The following is a 21,522-nucleotide window of genomic DNA, read 5'->3' as shown; positions in this document are numbered from 1 at the left end:
TGGACCCGGCAGCCTTCCGGACGGTGGGTGAGCCGGGTTTCGCGCTTCCTGAGGTCCGTCACACCTGCCGCGACTCCTTGACGACACGCTGCACGGACGTCTTCCATCGCCCACCCTTCGCCCAGCACCAGGCCGGCGCGTCGGGTATCGCCAGCAGGCACTCCTCGTGGGCTCTCAATTGATCGTAACGGAGCGTGCCCGACACTCCCGTTCGCCTTACCTGTTCGAAGAGCAGGCGTTGGTCGGCCTGGAATGTCGAGTCGTCCCGTTCGAGAACCAGACGAGCCGCGTTGATCTTCGCCGCGTGCTCCACGAGTTCGACGAGGCACGCGTCTCGGGCCGCTCGGGCGTTGCGGTGACGCCTCGCATCGAAAATCACGGCATGGGTGGGCAGGGTGGCGACAGCCGCGATGATCTGCCGGCGCCTGTCGTCCTTCTCCTTGTGGAAGTGGATACGGCGCTGTCCGGGAAGGATCAGGTCGCGGATGGAGCGTCGGGCTGTGCCCACGTCCGCCGGGAGCACGACGGCGGCCGCGACGAGAAGTCCTCGCTCCTTTGTCTCGTCCACGAAGACGTGCGCGTCCATGGAGCGTGGACCTTCCTGTGTATCGGGGGAACTTGGTCAGGCGGTGACGATGTCCCGGATTCGATCGAGTCTCTGTTGAGGCGTCAACGCGGCCAGATTTTCGGTACCGATGGTGTTCAGCTCCGCTCGAACGTCGCAGTCGTCAGGCTGGAGAACCGCGTCCAACACCCGAGCTCTCGGCCCACCGTCCCGAACATAGATCCAGACTGTCTGCCACTGACGTGGCTCGGTGTTGTGCTCAGCGTCGAGTCGCTGCGGTGGGAAAAAGCCGAGACCGGTCGCCCTGAGCGTCTCGCCGATCTCGGCCAGTACCCATCGGCCGAGCTTGCGGTACCCCAATTCATCCCGTAACTCGCCGAGGGTTGCTTCCGTTAGCCCGCCGTCGGCCCTGCATCGGGCCGCGATACCCGGAGCGGTGTCGGCTTCGCTCATGTCTCGCCCCCTCACATCATGGACCGAACAAGATTTTCGTTTTCATATCATGAGTTGTCAATGAGCGACGAACATTTTGTTTTGATCTTGGGGATGTGTTGTGCACCGCAGAGGTCACACCACCATCCCCGGTTCGGCGGGATCGACCCTGTGCGACGTAGGCTCGATGGTGTGACGGTGAGCCGGGAGATCGACGACATCCTGCAGCGTGGTGCGGACGGCGGGCGGATCACGCCCGAGGAGGCGCTGCTGCTCTACACCGAGGCGCCCTTCCACGCGTTGGGCGAGGCGGCGGACGCGGTGCGCCGGCGGCGCTATCCGGACAACGTCGTCACCTACCTGATCGATCGCAACATCAACTACACGAACGTCTGTGTGACGGCGTGCAAGTTCTGCGCGTTCTATCGGGCGCCGAAGCACTCCGAGGGATGGACGCACCCCACGGAGGAGATCCTGCGCCGCTGCGGCGAGGCGGTCGAGCTGGGCGCGACCCAGGTGATGCTCCAGGGCGGGCACCACCCGGACTACGGCGTCGAGTACTACGAGGAGCTGTTCTCCTCCGTCAAGCAGGCGTACCCGCAGCTGGTCATCCACTCGATCGGGCCGAGCGAGATCCTGCACATGGCCAAGGTCTCCGGCGTGAGCCTGGACGAGGCCATCGCCCGCATCAAGGCCGCCGGCCTCGACTCGATCGCCGGCGCCGGTGCGGAGATGCTGCCCGAGCGTCCGCGCAAGGCCATCGCCCCGCTCAAGGAGTCCGGTGAGCGTTGGTTGGAGGTCATGGAGCTGGCCCACCGACAGGGCGTCGAGTCGACCGCCACCATGATGATGGGCACCGGCGAGACGCACGCCGAGCGGATCGAGCACCTGCGGATGATCCGCGACGTGCAGGACCGTACGGGCGGGTTCCGGTCGTTCATCCCGTGGACGTACCAGCCGGAGAACAACCACCTCAAGGGCCGTACGCAGGCGACGACCCTGGAATACCTGCGGTTGGTCGCGGTGGCCCGGCTCTTCTTCGAGACCGTGCCGCACCTGCAGGCGTCCTGGTTGACCACCGGCAAGGACGTCGGGCAGCTCGCCCTGCACATGGGCGTGGACGACCTCGGCTCGATCATGCTGGAGGAGAACGTGATCTCCTCCGCCGGCGCCCGGCACCGCTCCAACCTGCACGAGCTGATCGGCATGATCCGCTCTGCCGACCGGATTCCGGCCCAGCGCGACACCCTCTACAACCGGTTGGCGGTGCACCACACGCCGGCCGACGATCCGACCGACGAGCGGGTGGTCTCGCACTTCTCCTCGATCGCGCTGCCGGGCGGCGGCGCGGGCCGGTCGCTGCCGCTGGTCGAGGTCAACTGAGGCTCGACGTGGCCCGGCCGTTCGGCTGACCTGGGGGTCGTGCTTCCGCGCGGCAGTGGTCGGCGGTACGGGTCTTCCCGGTGCCCGAGGCGGCATACGGCCCTCTGCGGGGGTGGTGGAGATGATCGCCGGCGGATAGCGTGCGGCCGTCGTCCGAGGTAGTCCTCCATCGACCCATGAGGGTCGTTCACATAACGCACAGCGGTACGGGCGGGATGGGTGACCATCCCGCCCGTACCGTGTGCCGGGTCCAGTCCGGACGGTTGAAAACCGCCCGACGCGCTGGCGTGGGACATCGACCTCGGATAACGTCCGCTCGTTCGGCGCAACCGTTCCTATTTTCTTCCCTACCCCCCGGGGGACTGATGACAGCGTTCCACCGCTCGGCCCTGGTGCGTGCCGGCGTCGTGGCCCTGCTCGCGGCCGGTGGCGTGGCCACCGTGGCCGCCCCGGCGCAGGCCGCCGACCAGGCCGACCTGGCCCTGACGCCGCTCAGCTACGAGCTGGCAAAGGGCGTCAAGGCGGCCAAGGCCAAGCCGTTCAAGTTTCAGGTCGACAACACCCGGAGCACCGTCGACGCCAAGGACATCCGGGTCACCGTCGAGACGAAGGGCCTGAAGAACCGCAAGGTCGGCGTGCTCGTCCCGGACGGGTGCGACGTCACCGGCACCACCTTCACCTGCCTGCTCGGCGATCTGGCCGCCGGCACCACCGAGGACTTCGGCATCCCGATCTTCTCGACCGGCGGTCGCGGCGACGCAGGCACGCTGGTGGTCAGCATCAGCTCGGCCACCTCCGACCCCAACCCGCGCGACAACAAGGTGCGGCACGACATCACCGTCGCCAAGCCGGGTTACGACCTGACGACCTGGGTGCAGGACGTCTACGCCGACGTGGCGGTGGACGGCGACGAGGCGGGCGAGACCGGCCTGAAGCCCGTCAAGGCGGGCGGGACCGCGCCCCTGGACTGGGCGGTCTACAACGACGGCAGCCGCAAGGCGACCGGCGTGGCGTACGGGATCACCCTGCCGGCGGGCGTCACCTTCGCCGAGCTGCCGGAGGGCTGTGTCGAGCAGCCGCTGGGTGGCTTCGCGAACGCATACTGCGAGGACACCGGCGTGGTGCTGAAGCCGGGGCAGTTCTACACGGCCGACGTGCGGGTGAAGGTCGGCGCGGACGTCACCGAGCCGGTGCTCCGGCCCGGGTTCGTCTGGGCCGCCGGTCTCGACGCCGCCCAGGGGAGCGCCGAGGAGGAGCCGAGGGTCGCCTCCGGCGCGCAGCGTCGGGCGTTCACCGAGACCGACGAGGTGGACAACACCGCGCAGTTCGACGTGTTCGTCGACCTCAGCGCGCAGCCCACCCCGACCCCGACGCCGACCGTCACGCCCACCCCGACGGCGACTCCGACGCCGGGTGGTACGACGACGCCGGGCACGTCCACGTCGCCGACTGCCGGCGGCGGTGGCTCCGGCGGTGGCGGGCTTCCGGTGACCGGTGTGCAGGTCGGCGTGATCGGCGGCATCGGTGCTCTGATCCTGCTCGTGGGTGGGGCGCTGCTGGTGCTGTCCCGCCGCCGCAGGGTCGTCGTGGTGGCCCCCGGCGACGAGACGTCGACCGACTGACACGAGGCGCGACGAAAGGGCGGGGTGGGTGACCACCCCGCCCTTCCGCGTATCGACGACATCGGGCGCCCGGGGTACGCGGACCCAGCGGCCGACGGCTCGCGCGCGGCTGGCAGAGTGGACGGGGTGAGCCGTAACCCGCAGGGCCAGCGCGCCAGTCTCGACAAGCAACCGCACGAGGTCGCCGCGATGTTCGACGGCGTGGCCGAGCGTTACGACCTGACCAACACCGTGCTCGCCTTCGGCCAGGACCGCTCCTGGCGGCGGGCCACCCGCGCGGCTCTCGGCCTGCGTCCGGGCGAGCGCGTGCTGGACGTGGGGGCTGGCACCGGTGTGTCGACCCGGGAGCTGGCCCAGTCCGGGGCGTACGCGGTGGGGGCGGACCTGTCGCTGGGCATGTTGCAGGTCGGCAAGCGGGTCCGGCCCGAGGTGCCGCTGCTGGCCGGCGACGCGCTGCGCCTGCCGTTCGCCGACGCGAGCTTCGACGCGGTGACCATCTCGTTCGCGCTGCGCAACGTCAACGACACCGACGCGGCGCTGCGTGAGTTGGCGCGGGTGACCCGGCCGGGTGGCCGGCTGGTGGTCTGCGAGTTCAGCACCCCGGTGAACCCGGTCTTCCGGACGGTCTACCTGTCGTACCTGATGCGCTCGCTGCCGGTGGTCGCCCGCGCGGTTTCCAGCAACCCCGACGCGTACGTCTACCTGGCCGAGTCGGTCCGGGCCTGGCCGGACCAGGCGGCGTTGGCCGGGCGGGTGGCCGCGGCCGGGTGGGGTCGGGTGGCGTGGCGCAACCTGACCGGCGGCGTGGTGGCGCTGCACCGGGGCGTCCGCGAGTAGCGGGCGAGGTGCCCTGCGGGTAGCACGCGAGGCATCCCCGCGTTTCAGAAAAATCCGGCTTTAGTCCACTTTGCCCCGTACGCTCGTCGGCATGACCGGAGCAGACCCGGCGAGCCCGGTGGCCGCCACCGACGACGACGCGGCCGAACTCATCGCGCAGTTGCGCGCGTTGGCGGGCGCTGATCCGGCGGACGTCCGCCAGGTGGTCGCCGAGGTGCTGGCCGCGCTGGACCGGGCGGCGGGCGGCGCGCTGCGGGAGCACCTACCGGAGACGATCCGGGTCGACGCCGGCCTGGAAGCGCCCAGCCCGGCCTGACACCCGCCCGCTGTGGACGGTCGCCGGCTGTCACATCGGCGAGTTAGGTACCCCTGATCCTGCGCTGGTATGACGCCGGTCATACACTCGTCCCGTCTGGCTTGTGAAGCATTTCACGAGCGTGCGGGAGGAGGCGCGAATGACCGCGGTGGAACATGACGCCGATGTCATCGTCGTCGGCGCCGGTCCCGGTGGATCGGCGACTGCGTACCACCTGGCTCGGCACGGCGTACGGGTCCTGGTGTTGGAGAAGACCGAGTTCCCCCGGGAGAAGGTCTGCGGCGACGGACTGACCCCGCGTGCGGTGCGTCAGCTCATCCGGATGGGCGTGGACACCTCGCCCGAGGCTGGCTGGCTGCACAACAAGGGCCTGCGGGTGATCGGCGGCGGCGTACGGCTGGAACTGGACTGGCCCGAGCTGGCCAGCTTCCCCAACTACGGCCTGGTCCGCACCCGCCTCGACTTCGACGACCTGCTCGCCCAGCGCGCGGTCGCGGCCGGCGCCAAACTGCGCACCAACGTCAACGTGCTGGGCCCGGTGCTCGACGAGGACGGTCGGGTGACCGGCGTCGAGGCCGAGGTGGGCCCCGGCAAGGAGCCCGCCACCTTCCACGCACCGCTGGTCGTGGCCGCCGACGGGGTCTCCGGTCGGTTCCCGCTCGCGCTCGGGCTCACCAAGCGGGAGGACCGGCCGATCGGTGTGGCCGTCCGCCGCTACTACCACTCCCCGGCCAAGCACGACGACGACTACCTGGAGTCGTGGCTGGAGCTGCGCAGCAAGGACAGCGGCGACAACCTGCTACCCGGGTACGGCTGGATCTTCGGGCTCGGTGACGGTCGGGTGAACGTCGGCCTCGGCGTGCTCAACTCGTCGTCCGCGTTCGGCAAGACCAACTACCGCCGGCTGCTCACCGACTGGCTGGCCAACACGCCGGCCGAGTGGGGCATGACCGACGAGACCAACGCGGACGGCCCGATCCTCGGCGCCGCGCTGCCGATGGGCTTCAACCGGGTGCCGCACTACACCCGCGGGGTTCTGCTGGTCGGCGACTCCGGCGGCATGGTCAACCCGTTCAACGGTGAGGGCATCGCGTACGCCATGGAGTCCGGCGAGCTGGCCGCCGAGGTGGCGGTGCAGGCCCTCGCGCGTCCGGCCGGTCCGGAGCGGGAGCGGGCGCTACTGGCGTACCCGAACGAGCTGAAGGCCCGCCTCGGTGGCTACTACCGCCTCGGCGGCATCTTCGTGAAACTGATCGGCCGTCCGGAGATCATGCGGATCGCCACCAAACACGGCATGCCCCATCCGACGCTGATGCGATTCGTGCTCAAGTTGCTGGCCAATCTGACCGACCCCCGAGGTGGGGACGCGATGGACCGGGTCATCAATGCGCTGACGAAGGCCGCGCCAGCGGTCTAGACAGGACGGCATCGGTGCTGGTCACAGCCCCGGCGTCGACAAAGATCGACCCCCGCCGGCAGGCACGGCGAGGGACGTGAATAGTGTGATTTTCGTCAAGCACTGACGGCAGGGAAGGACGAGCAGGAGAAAACGATGACGCTCTCGCCTTACGCACCGATCATCGGGCTGTTCGCCCTCGCCGCGGCGTTCTCGCTGTTCTCCGTCGGCGCCGCCCGCTTCGCCGGTCCCCGTCGTTACAACAAGGCCAAACTCGAGGCGTACGAGTGCGGCATCGAGCCCAGCCCCCAGCCGGTCGGCGGTGGGCGGTTCCCGATCAAGTTCTACCTGACGGCGATGCTCTTCATCGTCTTCGACATCGAGATCATCTTCCTCTACCCCTGGGCGGTCTCGTTCGACGCCCTGCCGATCTTCGGCTTCGTGGAGATGGTCCTGTTCATCGTCGCGGTCTTCGTTGCGTACGCCTACGTGTGGCGTCGCGGCGGCCTGGACTGGGACTGAGGAAGGAACGTCAGATGGGCATCGAGGAGAAGCTCCCCGCCGGCGTCCTGCTCACCTCGGTGGAGAAGCTGGTCAACTGGTCCCGGAAGTCGTCCGTGTGGGGCGCGACCTTCGGCCTGGCCTGCTGCGCCATCGAGATGATGGCCGCCGGTGGTCCGCACTACGACATGGGCCGTTGGGGCATGGAGGTCTTCCGGGCCTCGCCCCGGCAGGCCGATCTCATGATCGTGGCGGGCCGGGTCAGCCAGAAGATGGCGCCGGTGCTGCGCCAGATCTACGACCAGATGGCCGAGCCCCGCTGGGTGCTCTCCATGGGTGTCTGCGCCAGCAGCGGCGGCATGTTCAACAACTACGCCATCGTGCAGGGCGTCGACCACGTGGTGCCGGTCGACATGTACCTGCCCGGCTGCCCGCCCCGGCCGGAGATGCTCATCGACGCGATCCTCAAGCTCCGCGAGAAGATCATGTACGAGCCGCTGGGCCCGAACGGCCGCAAGATGCTGGCGGCCCGCCAGGAGCGCGGCGACGTTCCCGTCGTGCCGTACGGCTCGATGCCGTCCTCCTACCGCAGCGACAAGGCCCGGCGTGCCGAGTGGACCCGGGCGGTCCGCGAGGGGCGCGAGGAGCAGTTGCGGATTGAGAACTGGATGAACGCCCAGAACCATCTCCACCCGCAGGCAGGCCCGAAATGACGTCTCCCACGGACAAGACCAACGACGGCGGGGTGCCGGTGCCGGTGACGCCGCCCGGCGCGAGCAGCACCGCCGGAGCCGAGTACCCGACGGCCAGCCCGGCGGGTCGCGGAATGTTCGGCAACCAGGGCACCGGCGACGTGTCCGGCTACGGCGGCCTGGTCCGCCCGCGCCAGCCGATCGAGGAGGCCGCCCGGCCGTACGGCGGGTACTTCGACGAGGTCCGCGACGCGCTGGAAGAGGCGTACCCCGCCTTTGGCGACGCGATCGAGAAGGTCGTCGTCGACCGGGGTGAGCTGACCCTGCACGTACGCCCGGAGCGGATCGCCGAGGTCTGCCAGGTGCTGCGCGACGACATGGCGCTGCGGTTCGAGCTGTGCTCCTCGGTGTCCGGGGTGGACTACCTCGGCGCCGACGAGCGCCGGCTGCACGTGGTCTACCTGCTCACCTCGATGACGTACCGGCGTCGGGTCCGGCTGGAAGCCGCGGTCCCGGTCGATTCTCCGCACCTGCCCAGCGTCACGGCCATCTACCCGACGGCCGACTGGCAGGAGCGGGAGGCGTACGACATGTTCGGCATCGTCTTCGACGGCCACCCCAACCTGACCCGGATCCTCATGCCGGACGACTGGGAGGGCCACCCGCAGCGCAAGGACTACCCGCTCGGTGGTGTGCCCGTCGAGTACAAGGGTGCGGAAATTCCACCGCCGGACCGTAGGAGGTCCTACCAGTGACCACGTCGAACTACGCGACCGAACGCGAGACCACCGAGGGCAGGGTCTTCACCGTCACCGGTGGGGACTGGGACACGGTCGTGTCGGGCACCGACCCGATCAACGACGAGCGCATCGTGGTCAACATGGGTCCACAGCACCCGTCGACCCACGGGGTGCTGCGACTGGTCCTCGAGCTGGAGGGCGAGACGGTCCGCGAGGCCCGCTCGGTCGTCGGCTATCTGCATACGGGCATCGAGAAGAACCTCGAGTACCGCAACTGGGTACAGGGTTCGACGTTCGTGACGCGGATGGACTACCTCGCCCCGATCTTCAACGAGACCGCTTACGCGCTGGCCGTGGAGAAGCTGCTCGGCATCACCGAGGACGTCACCGAGCGGGCCACCACCATCCGCGTGCTGATGATGGAGCTCAACCGGATCTCGTCGCACCTGGTCTGGCTGGCCACCACCGGCATGGAGCTGGGCGCGATCTCGATCATGTTGTACGGCTTCCGCGAGCGGGAGTACATCCTCGACATCTTCGAGACCATCACCGGCCTGCGGATGAACCACGCGTACGTCCGTCCGGGCGGTGTGGCGCAGGACGTTCCGGACGACGCGGTCCGCAAGATCCGTGACTTCCTGAAGATGATGCCGAAGAAGCTCAAGGAGTACGAGGACCTGCTCTCCGGCCAGCCGATCTGGACCGAGCGGACGAAGGGCGTCGCGGTGCTGGACGTCACCGGCTGCGTGGCTCTCGGCATCACCGGTCCGGTCCTGCGCTCGGCGGGGCTCGCCTGGGACCTGCGCAAGACCATGCCGTACTGCGGCTACGAGACGTACGAGTTCGACGTGCCGACCCACCCCGACGGTGACGTGTGGGGCCGGTACCAGGTCCGGCTCGCCGAGATCCGCGAGTCGATGAAGCTTGTCGAGCAGGCGTTGGACCGGCTGCGGCCGGGCCCGGTGATGGTCGCCGACCGCAAGATCGCGTGGCCCGCGCAGCTCGCCATCGGCGTCGACGGCATGGGTAACTCGCTGGAGCACGTCGCGAAGATCATGGGTCAGTCGATGGAATCGCTGATCCACCACTTCAAGCTGGTCACCGAGGGCTTCCGGGTTCCGCCCGGCCAGGTGTACGTCGGCATCGAGTCGCCGCGCGGCGAGCTGGGCGTGCACGCCGTCTCCGACGGTGGCACCCGGCCGTACCGGGTGCACTACCGGGAGCCGAGCTTCGTCAACCTCCAGGCCCTCCCGGCGATGGCCGAGGGCGGCCTGATCGCCGACGTGATCGCCGGCGGCGCCTCGCTGGATCCCGTGATGGGTGGGTGTGACCGATGAACGTCTTCACCGAAGAGACGCGGGAGCGGGCGCGCGAGATCATCGCCCGCTATCCGGCGGACCGGTCCCGCTCGGCGCTGCTGCCGCTGCTGCACCTGGTCCAGGCCGAGGAGGGGTACGTCTCCCCGGCCGGGGTGACGTTCTGCGCCGAGGTGCTGGGGCTGAACAAGGCCCAGGTCGGGGCGGTGGCCACCTTCTACACCATGTACAAGCGCAAGCCCACCGGCGACTTCCTGGTCAGCGTCTGCACCAACACGATGTGCAACGTGCTGGGCGGCCAGGAGGTCTACGACACCCTCGCCGAGCACCTGGGCGTCGGGCACGACGAGACGACCACCGACGGCACCATCACGCTGGAGCACGCCGAGTGCCTGGCGGCCTGTGACTACGGCCCGGTGATGACCGTCAACTACGACTTCTTCGACGGCGTGGACCCGTCCACCGCGGTCGGTGTGGTCGACGACCTGCGCGCGGGCGGCCGGCCGATGCCGACGCGCGGCGCGCGGTTGTGCACGCTGAAGGAGATGGCTGTCCAGCTCGCCGGTTTCGCCGACGAGCGCGAGGGCGCGGTTGCCGACGGCGGGCCGGGTGAGCCGACCCTGCGGGGTCTGCGGCTGGCACAGGAGCACGGCGTCTCGGTGCCGGGCTTCGACCCGAACACCCCGATCCGGAGCAAGGCCGAGGCCGACAAGGCGGCGGCGAAGGCCAAGGCCGACGCGGACCGGGCGAAGGCCGATGCCGAGGCCGCCAAGCCGGCGCCCGCCGAGGCCACCGCGGCCCCGGTCAAGGGTGGCGACGGGGCGTCCGCGCCGACGGGGACGACCGGCGCGGCCGAGCCGACGGCCGTCGAGACCACCAGGCCCGAGGCGGCCACCGGCAGCACCGCGCCGGACGTCAAGGCACCCGACGACAAGTCGCCGCAGGTGCGTACCGCCGAGACCCGGCAGCCCGACGCGCAGACGGCCGTGCCGGACGCGCCCGGCACGAAGATGCCGGCGGAGACGTCGCCGCCGGCCCCGCGCGACGCGCAGGCCGCCGAGGCCGCCGGCACGGCGGCCAACGCTCCGGCCGGCGACGGCAAGCCCGCCGGTGACTCGACCGGCGCGCAGGAGCGCAACCTCACCGAAGCGTCGGCGGACGCGGATGGCACGAACCCCGCCGCCGCGAGCGAAACGGGGGCCCAGAAGTGACCACTCCCCGCCCGGAGACGCTGGCCAAGCTGACGCCGGTGCTGACCAAGCGCTGGCTGTCGCCGGACGCCTGGCAGATCGGCACGTACGAGCAGCTCGACGGCTATGCCGCGCTGCGCAAGGCCCTCAAGGCCCACCCGGACGACCTGATCCAGCTCATCAAGGATTCCGGTCTGCGTGGTCGTGGCGGCGCCGGCTTCCCCACCGGTCTCAAGTGGGGCTTCATCCCGCAGGGCGACGGCAAGCCGCACTACCTGGTGGTCAACGCCGACGAGGGCGAGCCGGGCACGTGCAAGGACCTGCCGCTCATGACCCACGACCCGCACGCGCTGGTCGAGGGCGTGATCATCGCGTCGTACGCGATCCGGGCCAGCCGCGCCTACATCTACATCCGGGGTGAGGCCGTGCACGCCGCCCGGCGGTTGCGCAACGCCGTCCAGGAGGCGTACGACAAGGGCTACCTCGGCCGCAACATCCTGCGCAGCGGCTACGACCTGGAGCTGGTGGTGCACTCCGGCGCCGGGGCGTACATCTGCGGCGAGGAGACGGCGCTGCTCGACTCGCTGGAGGGGTTCCGGGGGCAGCCCCGGCTGCGCCCGCCGTTCCCGGCGACCCACGGCCTGTACGCGAGCCCGACGGTGGTGAACAACGTCGGCACCATCGCCAGCGTGCCGCCGATCGTGCTCGGTGGGGCCGACTGGTGGAAGTCCATGGGCACCGAGAAGTCCTCCGGGCCGATGATATACTCGCTCTCCGGGCGGATCGTCAACCCGGGTCAGTACGAGTGCTCGATGGGCGTCACGCTGCGCGAGCTGCTGGAACTGGCCGGCGGCATGCAGCCCGGTCACAACCTGCGGTTCTGGACGCCCGGTGGATCGTCGACCCCGCTGCTCGCGGCCGAGCACCTGGACGTACCGCTGGACTTCGAGGGTGTGGCGGCGGCCGGCTCGATCCTGGGCACCACGGCCACGCAGATCTTCTCCGACCAGGACTGCCCGGTCTACGCGACGTACCGGTGGCTGGAGTTCTACCACCACGAGTCGTGCGGCAAGTGCACCCCGTGCCGCGAGGGCAACTACTGGATGGTCCGGGTCTACCGGCGGATCCTCTCCGGCCAGGGCACCCACGAGGACCTGGACACCCTGCTGGACACCTGCGACAACATCCTCGGCCGCTCGTTCTGCGGCCTGGGTGACGGCGCGACCAGCTCGGTGACCTCGTCGCTGAAGTACTTCAAGCAGGACTACCTCGACTACATCGAGGGTCGTAAAGCTCCGATGCTGTCGGAGAAGACCCTGGTAGGGGCGCACTGATGACCGACGTAGCCAAGCAGACCGAGACCGTCACCCTCACCATCGACGGCGTCGAGGTCACCGCTCCCAAGGGGGCGCTGCTGATCCGGGTCGCCGAGCAGATGGGCACCGAGATCCCCCGGTTCTGCGATCACCCGCTGCTGGCCCCGGCTGGCGCGTGCCGGCAGTGCCTGGTCGAGGTGGAGGGGCAGCGCAAGCCGGTCGCCTCCTGCACCCAGACCGTCGCCGACGGCATGGTCGTACGGACCCAGCTCACCTCCCCGGTCGCCCAGAAGGCGCAGGAGGGGGTGATGGAGCTGCTGCTGCTCAACCACCCGCTGGACTGCCCGATGTGTGACAAGGGCGGCGAGTGCCCGCTGCAGAACCAGGCGATGTCCACCGGCCGCACCGACTCGCGCTTCCACGAGCACAAGCGGGAGTACGAGAAGCCGATGGCGATCAGCAGCCAGGTGCTGCTGGACCGCGAGCGCTGCGTGCTCTGCCAGCGCTGCACCCGGTTCTCCGAGGAGATCGCCGGCGACAAGTTCATCGACCTGATGGGCCGGTCGTCCGCCGAAGAGATCAACATCTACCGGGACGACGCGTATGGCGAAGAGGGCAACGATGGGGACGTGCCGTTCAACTCCTACTTCTCCGGCAACACCGTGCAGATCTGCCCGGTGGGTGCGCTGACCGGCGCCCAGTACCGTTTCCGGGCCCGCCCGTTCGACCTGGTCTCCAGCCCGAGCGTCTGCGAGCACTGCTCGGCCGGCTGCGGGCAGCGCACCGACTGGCGGCGCGGCAAGGTGCTGCGCCGGCTCGCCGGTGACGAGCCGGCGGTCAACGAGGAGTGGAACTGCGACAAGGGCCGGTGGGGCTTCCAGTACACCCGGGCCGCCGACCGCCTCACCAACCCGCTGGTCCGTGACGAGCGCACCGGTGAGCTGCGGGAGGCCTCCTGGAGTGAGGCGCTGACCCGGGCCGCCGAGGGGCTGCACGCGGCCCGCGAGGGTGGCCAGGGCACGGCCGTGCTGACCGGCGGTCGACTGACCGTCGAGGACGCCTACGCGTACGCGAAGTTCGCCCGCGTCGCGCTGAACACCAACGACATCGACTTCCGGGCCCGGCCGGTCTCCCGCGAGGAGGCCGACTTCCTGGCCAGCTCGGTCGCCGGGGTCACCGATGTCACCTACACCGACGTGGAGAACGCGCCGGCGGTGGTGCTGGTGGGCCTGGAGCCGGAGGAGGAGTGCCCGATCCTCTTCCTGCGGCTGCGCAAGGCGTACCTGAAGAAGACCCTGACGGTGTACGCGCTGGCGCCGTTCGCCACCCGCGGCCTGGAGAAGCTCGGCGCCAAGCTGGCCCGGGTCGTGCCGGGCGAGGAGGCCAGCGTGCTCGCCGAGCACGCCACGGTCAGCGAGGCGCTCAGCGCGCCCGGCGCGATCCTCATCGTGGGCGAGCGGCTGGCCACCGTGCCGGGCGGGCTCTCCGCGGCGGCGGACGTGGCCCGGCGTACCGGCGCGAAGTTGGCCTGGGTGCCGCGGCGCGCGGGTGACCGCGGCGCGGTCGACGCGGGCTGCCTGCCCAACCTGCTCCCCGGTGGCCGTCTGGTCACCGAGCCGGCCGCGCGGGCCGAGCTGGGCGAGGCGTGGGACATCCCGGCCGGGGTGATTCCCAGCCAGGCTGGTCGGGACACCGACGGCATCCTCGCGGCGGCGGCCAACGGGCAACTCGGCGCGCTGGTGGTCGGCGGTGTCGACCCGGCGGACCTCGCCGACCCTCGACTGGCCGAGGCCGCTCTGGACGCGGTGCCGTTCCTGGTGAGCCTGGAACTGCGGACCAGCGCGGTGACCCGCCGTGCCGACGTGGTGCTGCCGGTGGCCCCGGTGGTCGAGAAGGCCGGCAGCTTCCTGGACTGGGAGGGCCGGCTGCGTCCCTTCGAGGCGGTGCTGAACACCGCCGCGATGACCGACGGGCGGGTGCTCGACGCGCTCGCCGCGCTCCTGGACGTCCGCCTCGGCACCGCCGACGTGCCGAGTGTCCGTCGCGAGCTGGGCTCGCTGCCGGCCACGCGGATGTCCCGGCCGACCGCGCCGTCGGTGTCTCCGGCCACCGTGCCGCACGCGGGTGCGGGGGAGGCCGTGCTCGCCACCTGGCACCAGCTCGTCGACAACGGCACGCTGACCGAGGGCGACGAGAACCTCGCCGGTACCGCCCGTCCGCCGGTGGTCCGGCTGGGCAAGGGCACCGCCGAGGCGCTCGGCGTCGCCGACGGTGACGCGGTCACGGTCGGCACCGACCGGGGCGCCCTGACTCTGCCGGCAGAGATCACCGAGATGCCGGACGGCGTGGTCTGGCTGCCGACGAACTCACCCGGTTCGACCGTGCGACGCAGCCTAGGTGCGGCGTCCGGGACGGTCGTCCGGATCTCCGTCCCCGCACCGAGTACGGCCATCCCGGCCGGCCGCGTGGCGGCCGACGAGACCATCCTCAGTTCTGGGGGTAACCAGTGAACTCTATCGTCCTGGCTCAGGACCCGACGCTTGCCGACTTCGGTCGGGACCCGTGGTGGCTGGTTCTCGGCAAGATTGTCTTCGCGTTCGCCTTCGGTCTGCTGGCCACCCTGCTCGGTGTCTGGTTCGAACGGCGCGTGGTCGGTTACATGCAGGTGCGGCCCGGCCCCAACCAGGTCGGCCCGCTGGGCCTGCTGCAGACCCTCGCCGACGGCCTGAAGATGGCCTTCAAGGAGGACATCCTGCCGAAGGCGGCCGACAAGGTCGTCTACTTCTTCGCCCCGACGATCTCGGTGATCTGCGCGGTCACCGCCCTGTCGGTGGTGCCGTTCGGTCCGATGGTGAGCATCTTCGGCCACCACACGCCGTTGCAGGTCACCGACGTACCGGTGGCCGTGCTCCTGCTGTTGGCCTGCTCCTCCATGGGCGTCTACGGCATCGTGCTGGGCGGGTGGGCCTCCGGCTCGACCTACCCGCTGCTCGGCGGTCTGCGGTCGAGCGCTCAGATGATCTCGTACGAGGTCGCGATGGGGCTGAGCATCGTGGCGGTCTTCATGACCGCCGGCACGATGAGCACCAGCGGGATCGTGGCCGCACAGGGCGACGCGACGCGGCTGACCATCTTCGGCACCGAGATCCCGGCTCCGGGCTGGTACGCGATCCTGCTGCTGCCCAGCTTCGTCATCTTCTTCATCGCCACCGTCGGGGAGACCAACCGGGCGCCGTTCGACCTGCCCGAGGCCGAGTCCGAGCTGGTCGCCGGCTTCATGACCGAGTACAGCTCGTTGAAGTTCGCGCTCTTCATGCTCAGCGAGTACGTCGCGATGGTGACCATGTCCGCGGTCACCACCACGCTGTTCCTCGGTGGCTGGCGGGCGCCGTGGCCGATCACGCTGTGGGAGGGCGCCAACTCCGGTTGGTGGCCGATGCTCTGGTTCTTCGGCAAGGTGATCGCGCTGGTCTTCGTCTTCGTGTGGCTGCGCGGCACGCTGCCCCGGCTGCGTTACGACCAGTTCATGCGCTTCGGCTGGAAGGTGCTGCTGCCGATCAACCTGGTCTGGATCCTGGTCCTCTCGGGCCTGCGCTCCATCGAGGACTTCGCGCCGCGGGACCGACTGATCTGGACCTCGGTCGGTGCCGGCATCCTCCTGCTCGCCATGCTCTTCTGGCCGAGCCGGAAGCCGCAACCGAAGCCGACCACGCAGGAGCAGGTCGACAGCCGGCCGTACGGGAGCTTCCCGCTGCCGCCGATGGATCTACAGGTACCACCGAGCCCGCGTATCACGCGCGTGGTCGCCGAGCGGGAGCCGGCCAACATCGTCGCCGGCTCGGACTCCAGGGAGGTGTGACGTGGGCGCGATCACCGGAACGTTCAAGGGATTCGGTGTCACCTTCTCGCACATGTTCAGGAAGGTCGTCACGACCGACTACCCGTTCAAGCCGCCGGTGTCGGCGCCGCGCTACCACGGGCGGCACATCCTCAACCGGCACCCGGACGGCCTGGAGAAGTGCATCGGCTGCGAGCTGTGCGCGTGGGCCTGCCCGGCGGACGCGATCTACGTCGAGGGCGGCGACAACACCGACGAGCAGCGCTTCTCGCCGGGTGAGCGGTACGCCAGCACCTACCAGATCAACTACGCGCGGTGCATCTTCTGCGGACTGTGCATCGAGGCCTGCCCGACCCGTTCGCTGACCATGAGCAACGAGTACGAGCTGGCCCGGGACAACCGGCAGGACCTGATCTTCACCAAGGAGCAGTTGCTCGCCCCGCTGTTGGAGGGCATGGAGCAGCCGCCGCACCCGATGCGGCTGGGTGACAGCGAGAAGGACTACTACGTCGGCGCGCTGGACAACCCGGGCACCTCCGCCGGTGCCGAGACGTCCCCGATGGGCCCCGGCCGCTACCAGGTCGAGGAGCACCCCGGCGTGACGTTCCCGGGTGCCGAGCAGGCCGCCCAGCGCGCGGCGGCCGGCAAGGGAGAGGGAGCATGACCACGTCTGACGTGCTGGCCGCGGCCGGTGAGGTGTCCGGCGGCGAGCAGGTCACCTTCTGGATCCTCGCGCCGCTCGCGCTGATCGGCGCGATCGGGATGGTGGCGGCCCGCAACGCGGTGCACTCGGCGCTCTGGCTGGTGCTGACCATGCTCTGCCTGGGCGTCTTCTACGTGCTCCAGGCCGGGCCGTTCATCGGCATGGTGCAGATCATCGTCTACACCGGCGCGATCATGATGCTCTTCCTGTTCGTGCTGATGCTGGTCGGGCGGGATGCCTCCGACTCGCTGATCGAGACGCTGCGCGGCCAGCGGGTCGCCGCGATCGTCCTGGGGCTGGGCTTCGCCGGCCTCGTCGGCGGCGCCCTCTACCGGGCCGTCGAGGGCACCACCGCAGTCGGCCTGGACCAGGCCAACGCGGAGGGCAACGTGCAGGGCATCGCCCGACTGCTCTTCACGAAGTACGTCTTCGCGTTCGAGCTGACCTCGGCGCTGCTGATCACCGCGGCGGTCGGCGCCATGGTGCTCGCGCACATCGAGCGTCGCAAGCAGGACAAGATGGACCAGCCGGCGACCATGCGGGCCCGCTTCGCACCGGGCAACTACCCGGGCCCCAAGCCCGGCCCCGGTGTCTTCGCGACCTCCTCCTCGGTGGCCACCCCGGCCCGGCTGCCGGACGGGCGGCTCACCGAGCGGAGCACGCCGGCCATCCTGCCGGTGCGTGAGCTGACCGCGCAGGAGACCACTCTGAAAGGTACGGACCAGCGGTGAGCGCGAGGAGTGCAGCGAAGCGGAGCCCCGCAGTCGCGAACGAAAGGCAGGCTCGGTCATGACGCCCGACTACTACCTGGTGCTCGCCGCGGTGCTGTTCACCATCGGCGCCGCCGGGGTGCTCGTCCGGCGCAACGCGATCGTGCTGTTCATGTGTGTCGAGCTGATGCTCAACGCGGCCAACCTGACGCTTGTCACCTTCAGCCGGATCAACGGTGACCTCAACGGCCAGATCATGGCGTTCTTCGTGATGGTGGTGGCCGCCGCCGAGGTCGTGGTCGGCCTCGCGATCATCATGTCCATCTTCCGGACGCGACGCTCGGCGAGTGTCGACGACGCCAACCTGCTCAAGTACTAAGGGGCAAGCTAGTGGAAGAGACTGTGCAGTACGCAGAGGCCACGGGCTTGCTCGGCAGCGTCTGGCTGCTGGTGGCGATCCCGCTGGTCAGCGCGGCCGTCCTGCTGCTGCTCGGCCGGCGGGCCGACCGCTGGGGGCACTGGCTGGGCGTTGCGGCCATCGGTGCCGCGTTCGTGCTCGGGCTGGCGTCCTTCTTCCAGCTGCGGGGTCTGGAGAACAAGTCCGTCGAGCTGAGCCTGTGGGACTTCATCGCCGTCGGTGACCTGCGGGTCGACTTCGGTCTGCTGTTCGACCCGCTGGCCGCCGTCTTCGTGCTCCTGATCACCGGCGTCGGCTTCCTGATCCACCTGTACGCCGTCGAGTACATGGCGCACGACTCGGGCCGCCGCCGCTTCTTCGCGTACTTCAACCTGTTCGTCGCGGCCATGCTGCTGCTGGTGCTCGGCAACAACTACGTGATGCTGTACTTCGGCTGGGAGGGCGTCGGTCTGGCGTCGTACCTGCTGATCTCCTTCTGGTACGGGCGGCCGAGCGCCGCCACGGCCGGCAAGAAGGCGTTCCTGATGAACCGGGTCGGTGACACCGGCCTCGCCATCGGCATCTTCATCATGTTCGCGACCCTCGGCACCACCCAGTACGACGAGGTCTTCAACGGCGTCGGCTCGTTGACCGGCACCACGGTGCTGGTCCTCGGCCTTCTGCTGCTGCTCGGCGCGGCCGGCAAGTCCGGCCAGTTCCCGCTGCAGGCGTGGCTGCCCGACGCGATGGAGGGCCCCACCCCGGTGTCGGCGCTCATCCACGCCGCCACCATGGTCACCGCCGGTGTCTACCTCATCGCCCGGTCCAACCCGATCTTCTCCGCGAACTCGACGCTCCAGCTCGTGGTGGTCAGCGTCGGTGCGCTCACCCTGCTGATGGGCTGCATCATCGGCGCGGCGAAGGACGACATCAAGCGGGTGCTCGCCTGGTCGACGGTGAGCCAGATCGGCTACATGTTCCTCGGCGTCGGCCTCGGCGGTGGGGCGTACGCGCTGGCCATCGTGCACCTTCTGGCGCACGGCTTCTTCAAGGCCAACATGTTCCTGGGCGCCGGCTCGGTGATGCACGGCATGAAGAACCAGGTGGACATCCGCCGCTTCGGTGGGCTGTCGTCGTACATGAAGGTCACCTGGTTGACGTTCATGATGGGCTGGCTGGCCATCATCGGCATGTTCCCGTTCTCCGGCTTCTTCTCCAAGGAGCCGATCATCGTGGCCGCCTTCGAGCGGGAGGACTGGACCGCCTGGCTCTACGGCGGTGCCGCACTGCTCGGTGCGGGCCTGACCGCGTTCTACATGACGCGGCTGTTCGTGCTCACCTTCCACGGCCCGAAGCGGTGGACCGAGGACATCGAGCACCCGCACGAGTCGCCGAAGCTGATGACCATCCCGCTGATCCTGCTGGCGATCGGCTCGGTCGGCGCCGGCTTCCTGCTCTCCACCTCCGTGCCGGACTGGCTGACGTCCACCGCCGGTCTGGGCGGCGAGCACGCGGAGCACGAGCCGGTCCTCTCGCACCTCGTGATCACCACGCTGTCCCTGCTGGTCACCGTGCTCGGTGCCGGGCTGGCCTGGTTCCTGTTCCGGGCCGGTACGGCCACCGCGCCGCAGCCGGCCGGGATCCTGGTCACCGCCGCCCGTCGCAACCTCTACACCGACGCCGTCAACGAGGCGGTCTTCGAGAAGCCGGGCATCTTCCTCACCCGGGCGCTGGTCTTCCTCGACAACCGGGGCATCGACGGGCTGGTCAACGGGCTCGCCGCCGCCGTCGGCGGTGGTTCGGGTCGACTCCGGCGGATGCAGACCGGCTTCGTCCGCTCGTACGCCACCTCGATCCTGGCCGGCGCGCTGCTGGTGATGGCGGCGTTCCTCGCGGTGCAGGCGGGGTGGTTGGCGTGATCGACCTCAATGCGCCCGCCCCCGCCGGCGGACCACGCATCCACGACGGAGGTAAGGCCGCATAATGTCCAACTTCCCGTTCCTCTCGGTGCTCACCGTGGCGCCACTGGTGGGCGCTCTGGTGGTGGCCTTCCTGCCGCGCCGCAACCCGGAGCTGGCCAAGCAGGTGGCGTTCGCCTGGTCGCTGCTGGTGCTGGTGCTCTCGGTGGTGATGTGGGTCAGCTTCAACGCCGGCGGTGACCGGTTCCAGTTCCGGGAGTCGTACACCTGGATTCCGAACTGGGGCGTCAGCTTCACCTTCGCGGCCGACGGCATCGCGCTGGTGATGCTCATGCTGATCGCGGTCCTGGTGCCGCTGGTGATCCTCGCGTCCTGGCACGACGCGGAGTCCTCCAAGCGGTCCATCCCGGTCTACTTCGCGCTGCTGCTGATCCTCGAGAGCACGATGATCGGCGTCTTCGCCGCCGCCGACGTCTTCCTGTTCTACGTGTTCTTCGAGGTCATGCTGGTGCCGATGTACTTCCTGATCGGTAGCTACGGCGGCCACCAGCGGCAGTACGCGGCGGTGAAGTTCTTCCTCTACTCGCTGGTCGGCGGCCTGTTCATGCTGGCCGCGGTGATCGGCCTCTGGGTGGTCGGCGGCAAGACCTTCGACTGGCAGGCGCTGTCGCAGGTGGACATCAGCACCGGAACCGAGCGGTGGCTGTTCCTCGGCTTCTTCCTCGCGTTCGCCATCAAGGCCCCGTTCTTCCCGTTCCACACCTGGCTGCCCGACGCCGGTGGCGCCGCCCCGGCGGGCGCTGCGGCCCTGCTGGTCGGCGTGCTCGACAAGGTCGGCACGTTCGGCATCCTGCGCTACTGCCTGCCGCTGTTCCCCGAGGCGTCGAAGTGGTTCGCGCCCTGGGCGCTGGCGCTCGGCGTGATCGGCATCATCTACGCGGCGCTGCTGGCGGTCGGTCAGAACGATCTCAAGCGGCTGGTGTCGTACACCTCGATCGCGCACTTCGGCTTCATCGGGGTGGGCATCTTCGCGTTCACCACCCAGGCCGGCACCGGCGCGGTGCTCTACATGCTCAACCACGGTCTGGCCACCGGCCTGCTCTTCCTCGTGGTGGGCATGCTGGTAGCCCGGCGCGGCTCGGCGTTGATCAGTGACTTCGGTGGGGCCGGCAAGCTGGTCCCGGTGCTCGCCGGGGTGCTGTTCTTCGCCGGTCTCGCCTCGCTCGCGCTGCCCGGGACCGCGCCGTTCATCTCCGAGTTCCTGGTGTTGATCGGCACCTTCACGGTCAACAAGCCGGTGGCGGTCATCGCCACGCTCGGCATCATCCTGGCCGCCGCGTACGTCCTATGGATGGTGCAGCGCACCACGCAGGGCACGCTCAACCCGACGCTGACCGAGGTCGACGGAATGCGCAGGGACCTCAACCTGCGCGAGAAGGTCGTGGTCGCCCCGCTGATCGCGTTGATCGTGCTGCTCGGCTTCTATCCCAAGCCGGTCACTGACGTGATCAACCCGGCTGTCCAGGCGACCATGGACGACATCGGCAGGTCCGACCCCCCGCCGTCCGTGGGCGGCACCGTCCAGGAGGCAGGCCGGTGAGCGCGAGGAGTGCAGCGCAGCGGAGCCCCGCAGTCGCGAACGAAAGGTC

General features: G+C 69.5%; 19 protein-coding genes and 1 pseudogene. 18 read left to right on the top strand and 2 right to left on the bottom strand.

The features are described 5' to 3' along the window. Window positions 1-58: 58 nt before the first annotated feature. The gene (locus ABZU91_RS08070; RefSeq protein WP_355235675.1) at window positions 59-586 is read right to left on the bottom strand and encodes a hypothetical protein; all 528 of its coding nucleotides are present in this window, start codon (window positions 584-586) and stop codon (window positions 59-61) included. A gap of 36 nt (window positions 587-622) precedes the next feature. After that, a complete protein-coding gene (locus ABZU91_RS08065) occupies window positions 623-1,018 on the bottom strand; it encodes a hypothetical protein (RefSeq protein WP_355235673.1) in 396 nt (131 codons plus the stop codon). Window positions 1,019-1,189: 171 nt separating this feature from the next. On the opposite strand from ABZU91_RS08065, the gene mqnC reads away from it, so the two are divergent. From mqnC to ABZU91_RS07975, 18 genes and pseudogenes are all read left to right on the top strand, one after another. Then, window positions 1,190-2,380 carry a cyclic dehypoxanthinyl futalosine synthase gene (mqnC, locus tag ABZU91_RS08060; protein WP_355235670.1) on the top strand — a complete coding sequence of 397 codons (1,191 nt, stop codon included), beginning with the start codon at window positions 1,190-1,192 and terminating at the stop codon, window positions 2,378-2,380. Window positions 2,381-2,745: 365 nt separating this feature from the next. Next, window positions 2,746-4,002: a cell wall anchor protein gene (locus ABZU91_RS08055; protein ID WP_355235667.1), complete on the top strand. Its 1,257-nt coding sequence runs from the start codon at window positions 2,746-2,748 to the stop codon at window positions 4,000-4,002. Window positions 4,003-4,128: 126 nt separating this feature from the next. Next, complete coding sequence (locus ABZU91_RS08050) at window positions 4,129-4,839, top strand: demethylmenaquinone methyltransferase (RefSeq protein WP_355235664.1); 711 nt, start codon at window positions 4,129-4,131, stop codon at window positions 4,837-4,839. A gap of 91 nt (window positions 4,840-4,930) precedes the next feature. Further along, window positions 4,931-5,155 carry a hypothetical protein gene (locus ABZU91_RS08045; RefSeq protein ID WP_355235662.1) on the top strand — a complete coding sequence of 75 codons (225 nt, stop codon included), beginning with the start codon at window positions 4,931-4,933 and terminating at the stop codon, window positions 5,153-5,155. Window positions 5,156-5,294: 139 nt separating this feature from the next. After that, entirely contained in the window at window positions 5,295-6,572 is a 1,278-nt protein-coding gene (locus ABZU91_RS08040; protein WP_355235659.1) for a geranylgeranyl reductase family protein, read from the top strand. Window positions 6,573-6,707: 135 nt separating this feature from the next. Then, a complete protein-coding gene (locus tag ABZU91_RS08035; protein ID WP_074316036.1) occupies window positions 6,708-7,073 on the top strand; it encodes an NADH-quinone oxidoreductase subunit A in 366 nt (121 codons plus the stop codon). Between the two features lie 14 nt (window positions 7,074-7,087). Beyond that, window positions 7,088-7,765 carry an NADH-quinone oxidoreductase subunit B gene (locus tag ABZU91_RS08030; protein ID WP_030486262.1) on the top strand — a complete coding sequence of 226 codons (678 nt, stop codon included), beginning with the start codon at window positions 7,088-7,090 and terminating at the stop codon, window positions 7,763-7,765. Next, entirely contained in the window at window positions 7,762-8,499 is a 738-nt protein-coding gene (locus ABZU91_RS08025; protein ID WP_355235655.1) for an NADH-quinone oxidoreductase subunit C, read from the top strand. Before ABZU91_RS08030 ends, ABZU91_RS08025 begins: the two co-directional genes overlap by 4 nt. After that, a complete protein-coding gene (locus ABZU91_RS08020) occupies window positions 8,496-9,821 on the top strand; it encodes an NADH-quinone oxidoreductase subunit D (protein ID WP_355235652.1) in 1,326 nt (441 codons plus the stop codon). Before ABZU91_RS08025 ends, ABZU91_RS08020 begins: the two co-directional genes overlap by 4 nt. Then, window positions 9,818-10,600: pseudogene (gene nuoE, locus ABZU91_RS08015) on the top strand (NADH-quinone oxidoreductase subunit NuoE); the annotation flags it as partial. The gene ABZU91_RS08020 and the pseudogene nuoE, both read left to right, overlap by 4 nt. Window positions 10,601-11,007: 407 nt before the next feature. Continuing rightward, window positions 11,008-12,324 (top strand): NADH-quinone oxidoreductase subunit NuoF, encoded by a 1,317-nt coding sequence (nuoF, locus tag ABZU91_RS08010; RefSeq protein ID WP_355235650.1) that lies wholly within the window; start codon window positions 11,008-11,010, stop codon window positions 12,322-12,324. Beyond that, a complete protein-coding gene (locus ABZU91_RS08005) occupies window positions 12,324-14,816 on the top strand; it encodes an NADH-quinone oxidoreductase subunit G (protein ID WP_355235647.1) in 2,493 nt (830 codons plus the stop codon). Before nuoF ends, ABZU91_RS08005 begins: the two co-directional genes overlap by 1 nt. Next, a complete protein-coding gene (gene nuoH / locus ABZU91_RS08000) occupies window positions 14,813-16,165 on the top strand; it encodes an NADH-quinone oxidoreductase subunit NuoH (protein ID WP_355235644.1) in 1,353 nt (450 codons plus the stop codon). The genes ABZU91_RS08005 and nuoH overlap by 4 nt, the downstream gene beginning before the upstream one ends. 1 nt (window position 16,166) lies before the next feature. After that, a complete protein-coding gene (nuoI, locus tag ABZU91_RS07995) occupies window positions 16,167-16,808 on the top strand; it encodes an NADH-quinone oxidoreductase subunit NuoI (RefSeq protein ID WP_007454597.1) in 642 nt (213 codons plus the stop codon). Beyond that, window positions 16,805-17,578: an NADH-quinone oxidoreductase subunit J gene (locus tag ABZU91_RS07990; RefSeq protein ID WP_355235642.1), complete on the top strand. Its 774-nt coding sequence runs from the start codon at window positions 16,805-16,807 to the stop codon at window positions 17,576-17,578. The genes nuoI and ABZU91_RS07990 overlap by 4 nt, the downstream gene beginning before the upstream one ends. Window positions 17,579-17,636: 58 nt before the next feature. Next, window positions 17,637-17,936: an NADH-quinone oxidoreductase subunit NuoK gene (gene nuoK / locus ABZU91_RS07985; protein ID WP_030486270.1), complete on the top strand. Its 300-nt coding sequence runs from the start codon at window positions 17,637-17,639 to the stop codon at window positions 17,934-17,936. 11 nt (window positions 17,937-17,947) lie between these two features. Beyond that, the gene (nuoL, locus tag ABZU91_RS07980; RefSeq protein ID WP_355235639.1) at window positions 17,948-19,873 is read left to right on the top strand and encodes an NADH-quinone oxidoreductase subunit L; all 1,926 of its coding nucleotides are present in this window, start codon (window positions 17,948-17,950) and stop codon (window positions 19,871-19,873) included. A gap of 64 nt (window positions 19,874-19,937) precedes the next feature. After that, window positions 19,938-21,473, top strand: a complete 1,536-nt coding sequence (locus tag ABZU91_RS07975; RefSeq protein WP_355235636.1) for an NADH-quinone oxidoreductase subunit M — start codon at window positions 19,938-19,940, stop codon at window positions 21,471-21,473. Window positions 21,474-21,522: the final 49 nt, after the last annotated feature.

Origin of the sequence: Micromonospora sp. NPDC005174, assembly GCF_040608495.1 — a bacterium.
Taxonomy (GTDB): domain Bacteria; phylum Actinomycetota; class Actinomycetes; order Mycobacteriales; family Micromonosporaceae; genus Micromonospora.
This window is presented reverse-complemented; position numbering and strand designations above follow the sequence as displayed.

What these genes read in the sequence shown, in the direction of transcription:
- ABZU91_RS08025 (WP_355235655.1), top strand. Translation starts at nt 7,762, where the DNA reads ATGACGTCTCCCACGGACAAGACCAACGACGGCGGGGTGCCGGTGCCG.
- ABZU91_RS08045 (WP_355235662.1), top strand. Translation starts at nt 4,931, where the DNA reads ATGACCGGAGCAGACCCGGCGAGCCCGGTGGCCGCCACCGACGACGAC.
- nuoK (WP_030486270.1), top strand. Translation starts at nt 17,637, where the DNA reads ATGACGCCCGACTACTACCTGGTGCTCGCCGCGGTGCTGTTCACCATC.
- ABZU91_RS07990 (WP_355235642.1), top strand. Translation starts at nt 16,805, where the DNA reads ATGACCACGTCTGACGTGCTGGCCGCGGCCGGTGAGGTGTCCGGCGGC.
- ABZU91_RS08040 (WP_355235659.1), top strand. Translation starts at nt 5,295, where the DNA reads ATGACCGCGGTGGAACATGACGCCGATGTCATCGTCGTCGGCGCCGGT.
- ABZU91_RS08030 (WP_030486262.1), top strand. Translation starts at nt 7,088, where the DNA reads ATGGGCATCGAGGAGAAGCTCCCCGCCGGCGTCCTGCTCACCTCGGTG.
- ABZU91_RS07975 (WP_355235636.1), top strand. Translation starts at nt 19,938, where the DNA reads ATGTCCAACTTCCCGTTCCTCTCGGTGCTCACCGTGGCGCCACTGGTG.
- ABZU91_RS08055 (WP_355235667.1), top strand. Translation starts at nt 2,746, where the DNA reads ATGACAGCGTTCCACCGCTCGGCCCTGGTGCGTGCCGGCGTCGTGGCC.
- ABZU91_RS08070 (WP_355235675.1), bottom strand. Translation starts at nt 586, where the DNA reads ATGGACGCGCACGTCTTCGTGGACGAGACAAAGGAGCGAGGACTTCTC.
- ABZU91_RS08035 (WP_074316036.1), top strand. Translation starts at nt 6,708, where the DNA reads ATGACGCTCTCGCCTTACGCACCGATCATCGGGCTGTTCGCCCTCGCC.
- ABZU91_RS08065 (WP_355235673.1), bottom strand. Translation starts at nt 1,018, where the DNA reads ATGAGCGAAGCCGACACCGCTCCGGGTATCGCGGCCCGATGCAGGGCC.
- ABZU91_RS08005 (WP_355235647.1), top strand. Translation starts at nt 12,324, where the DNA reads ATGACCGACGTAGCCAAGCAGACCGAGACCGTCACCCTCACCATCGAC.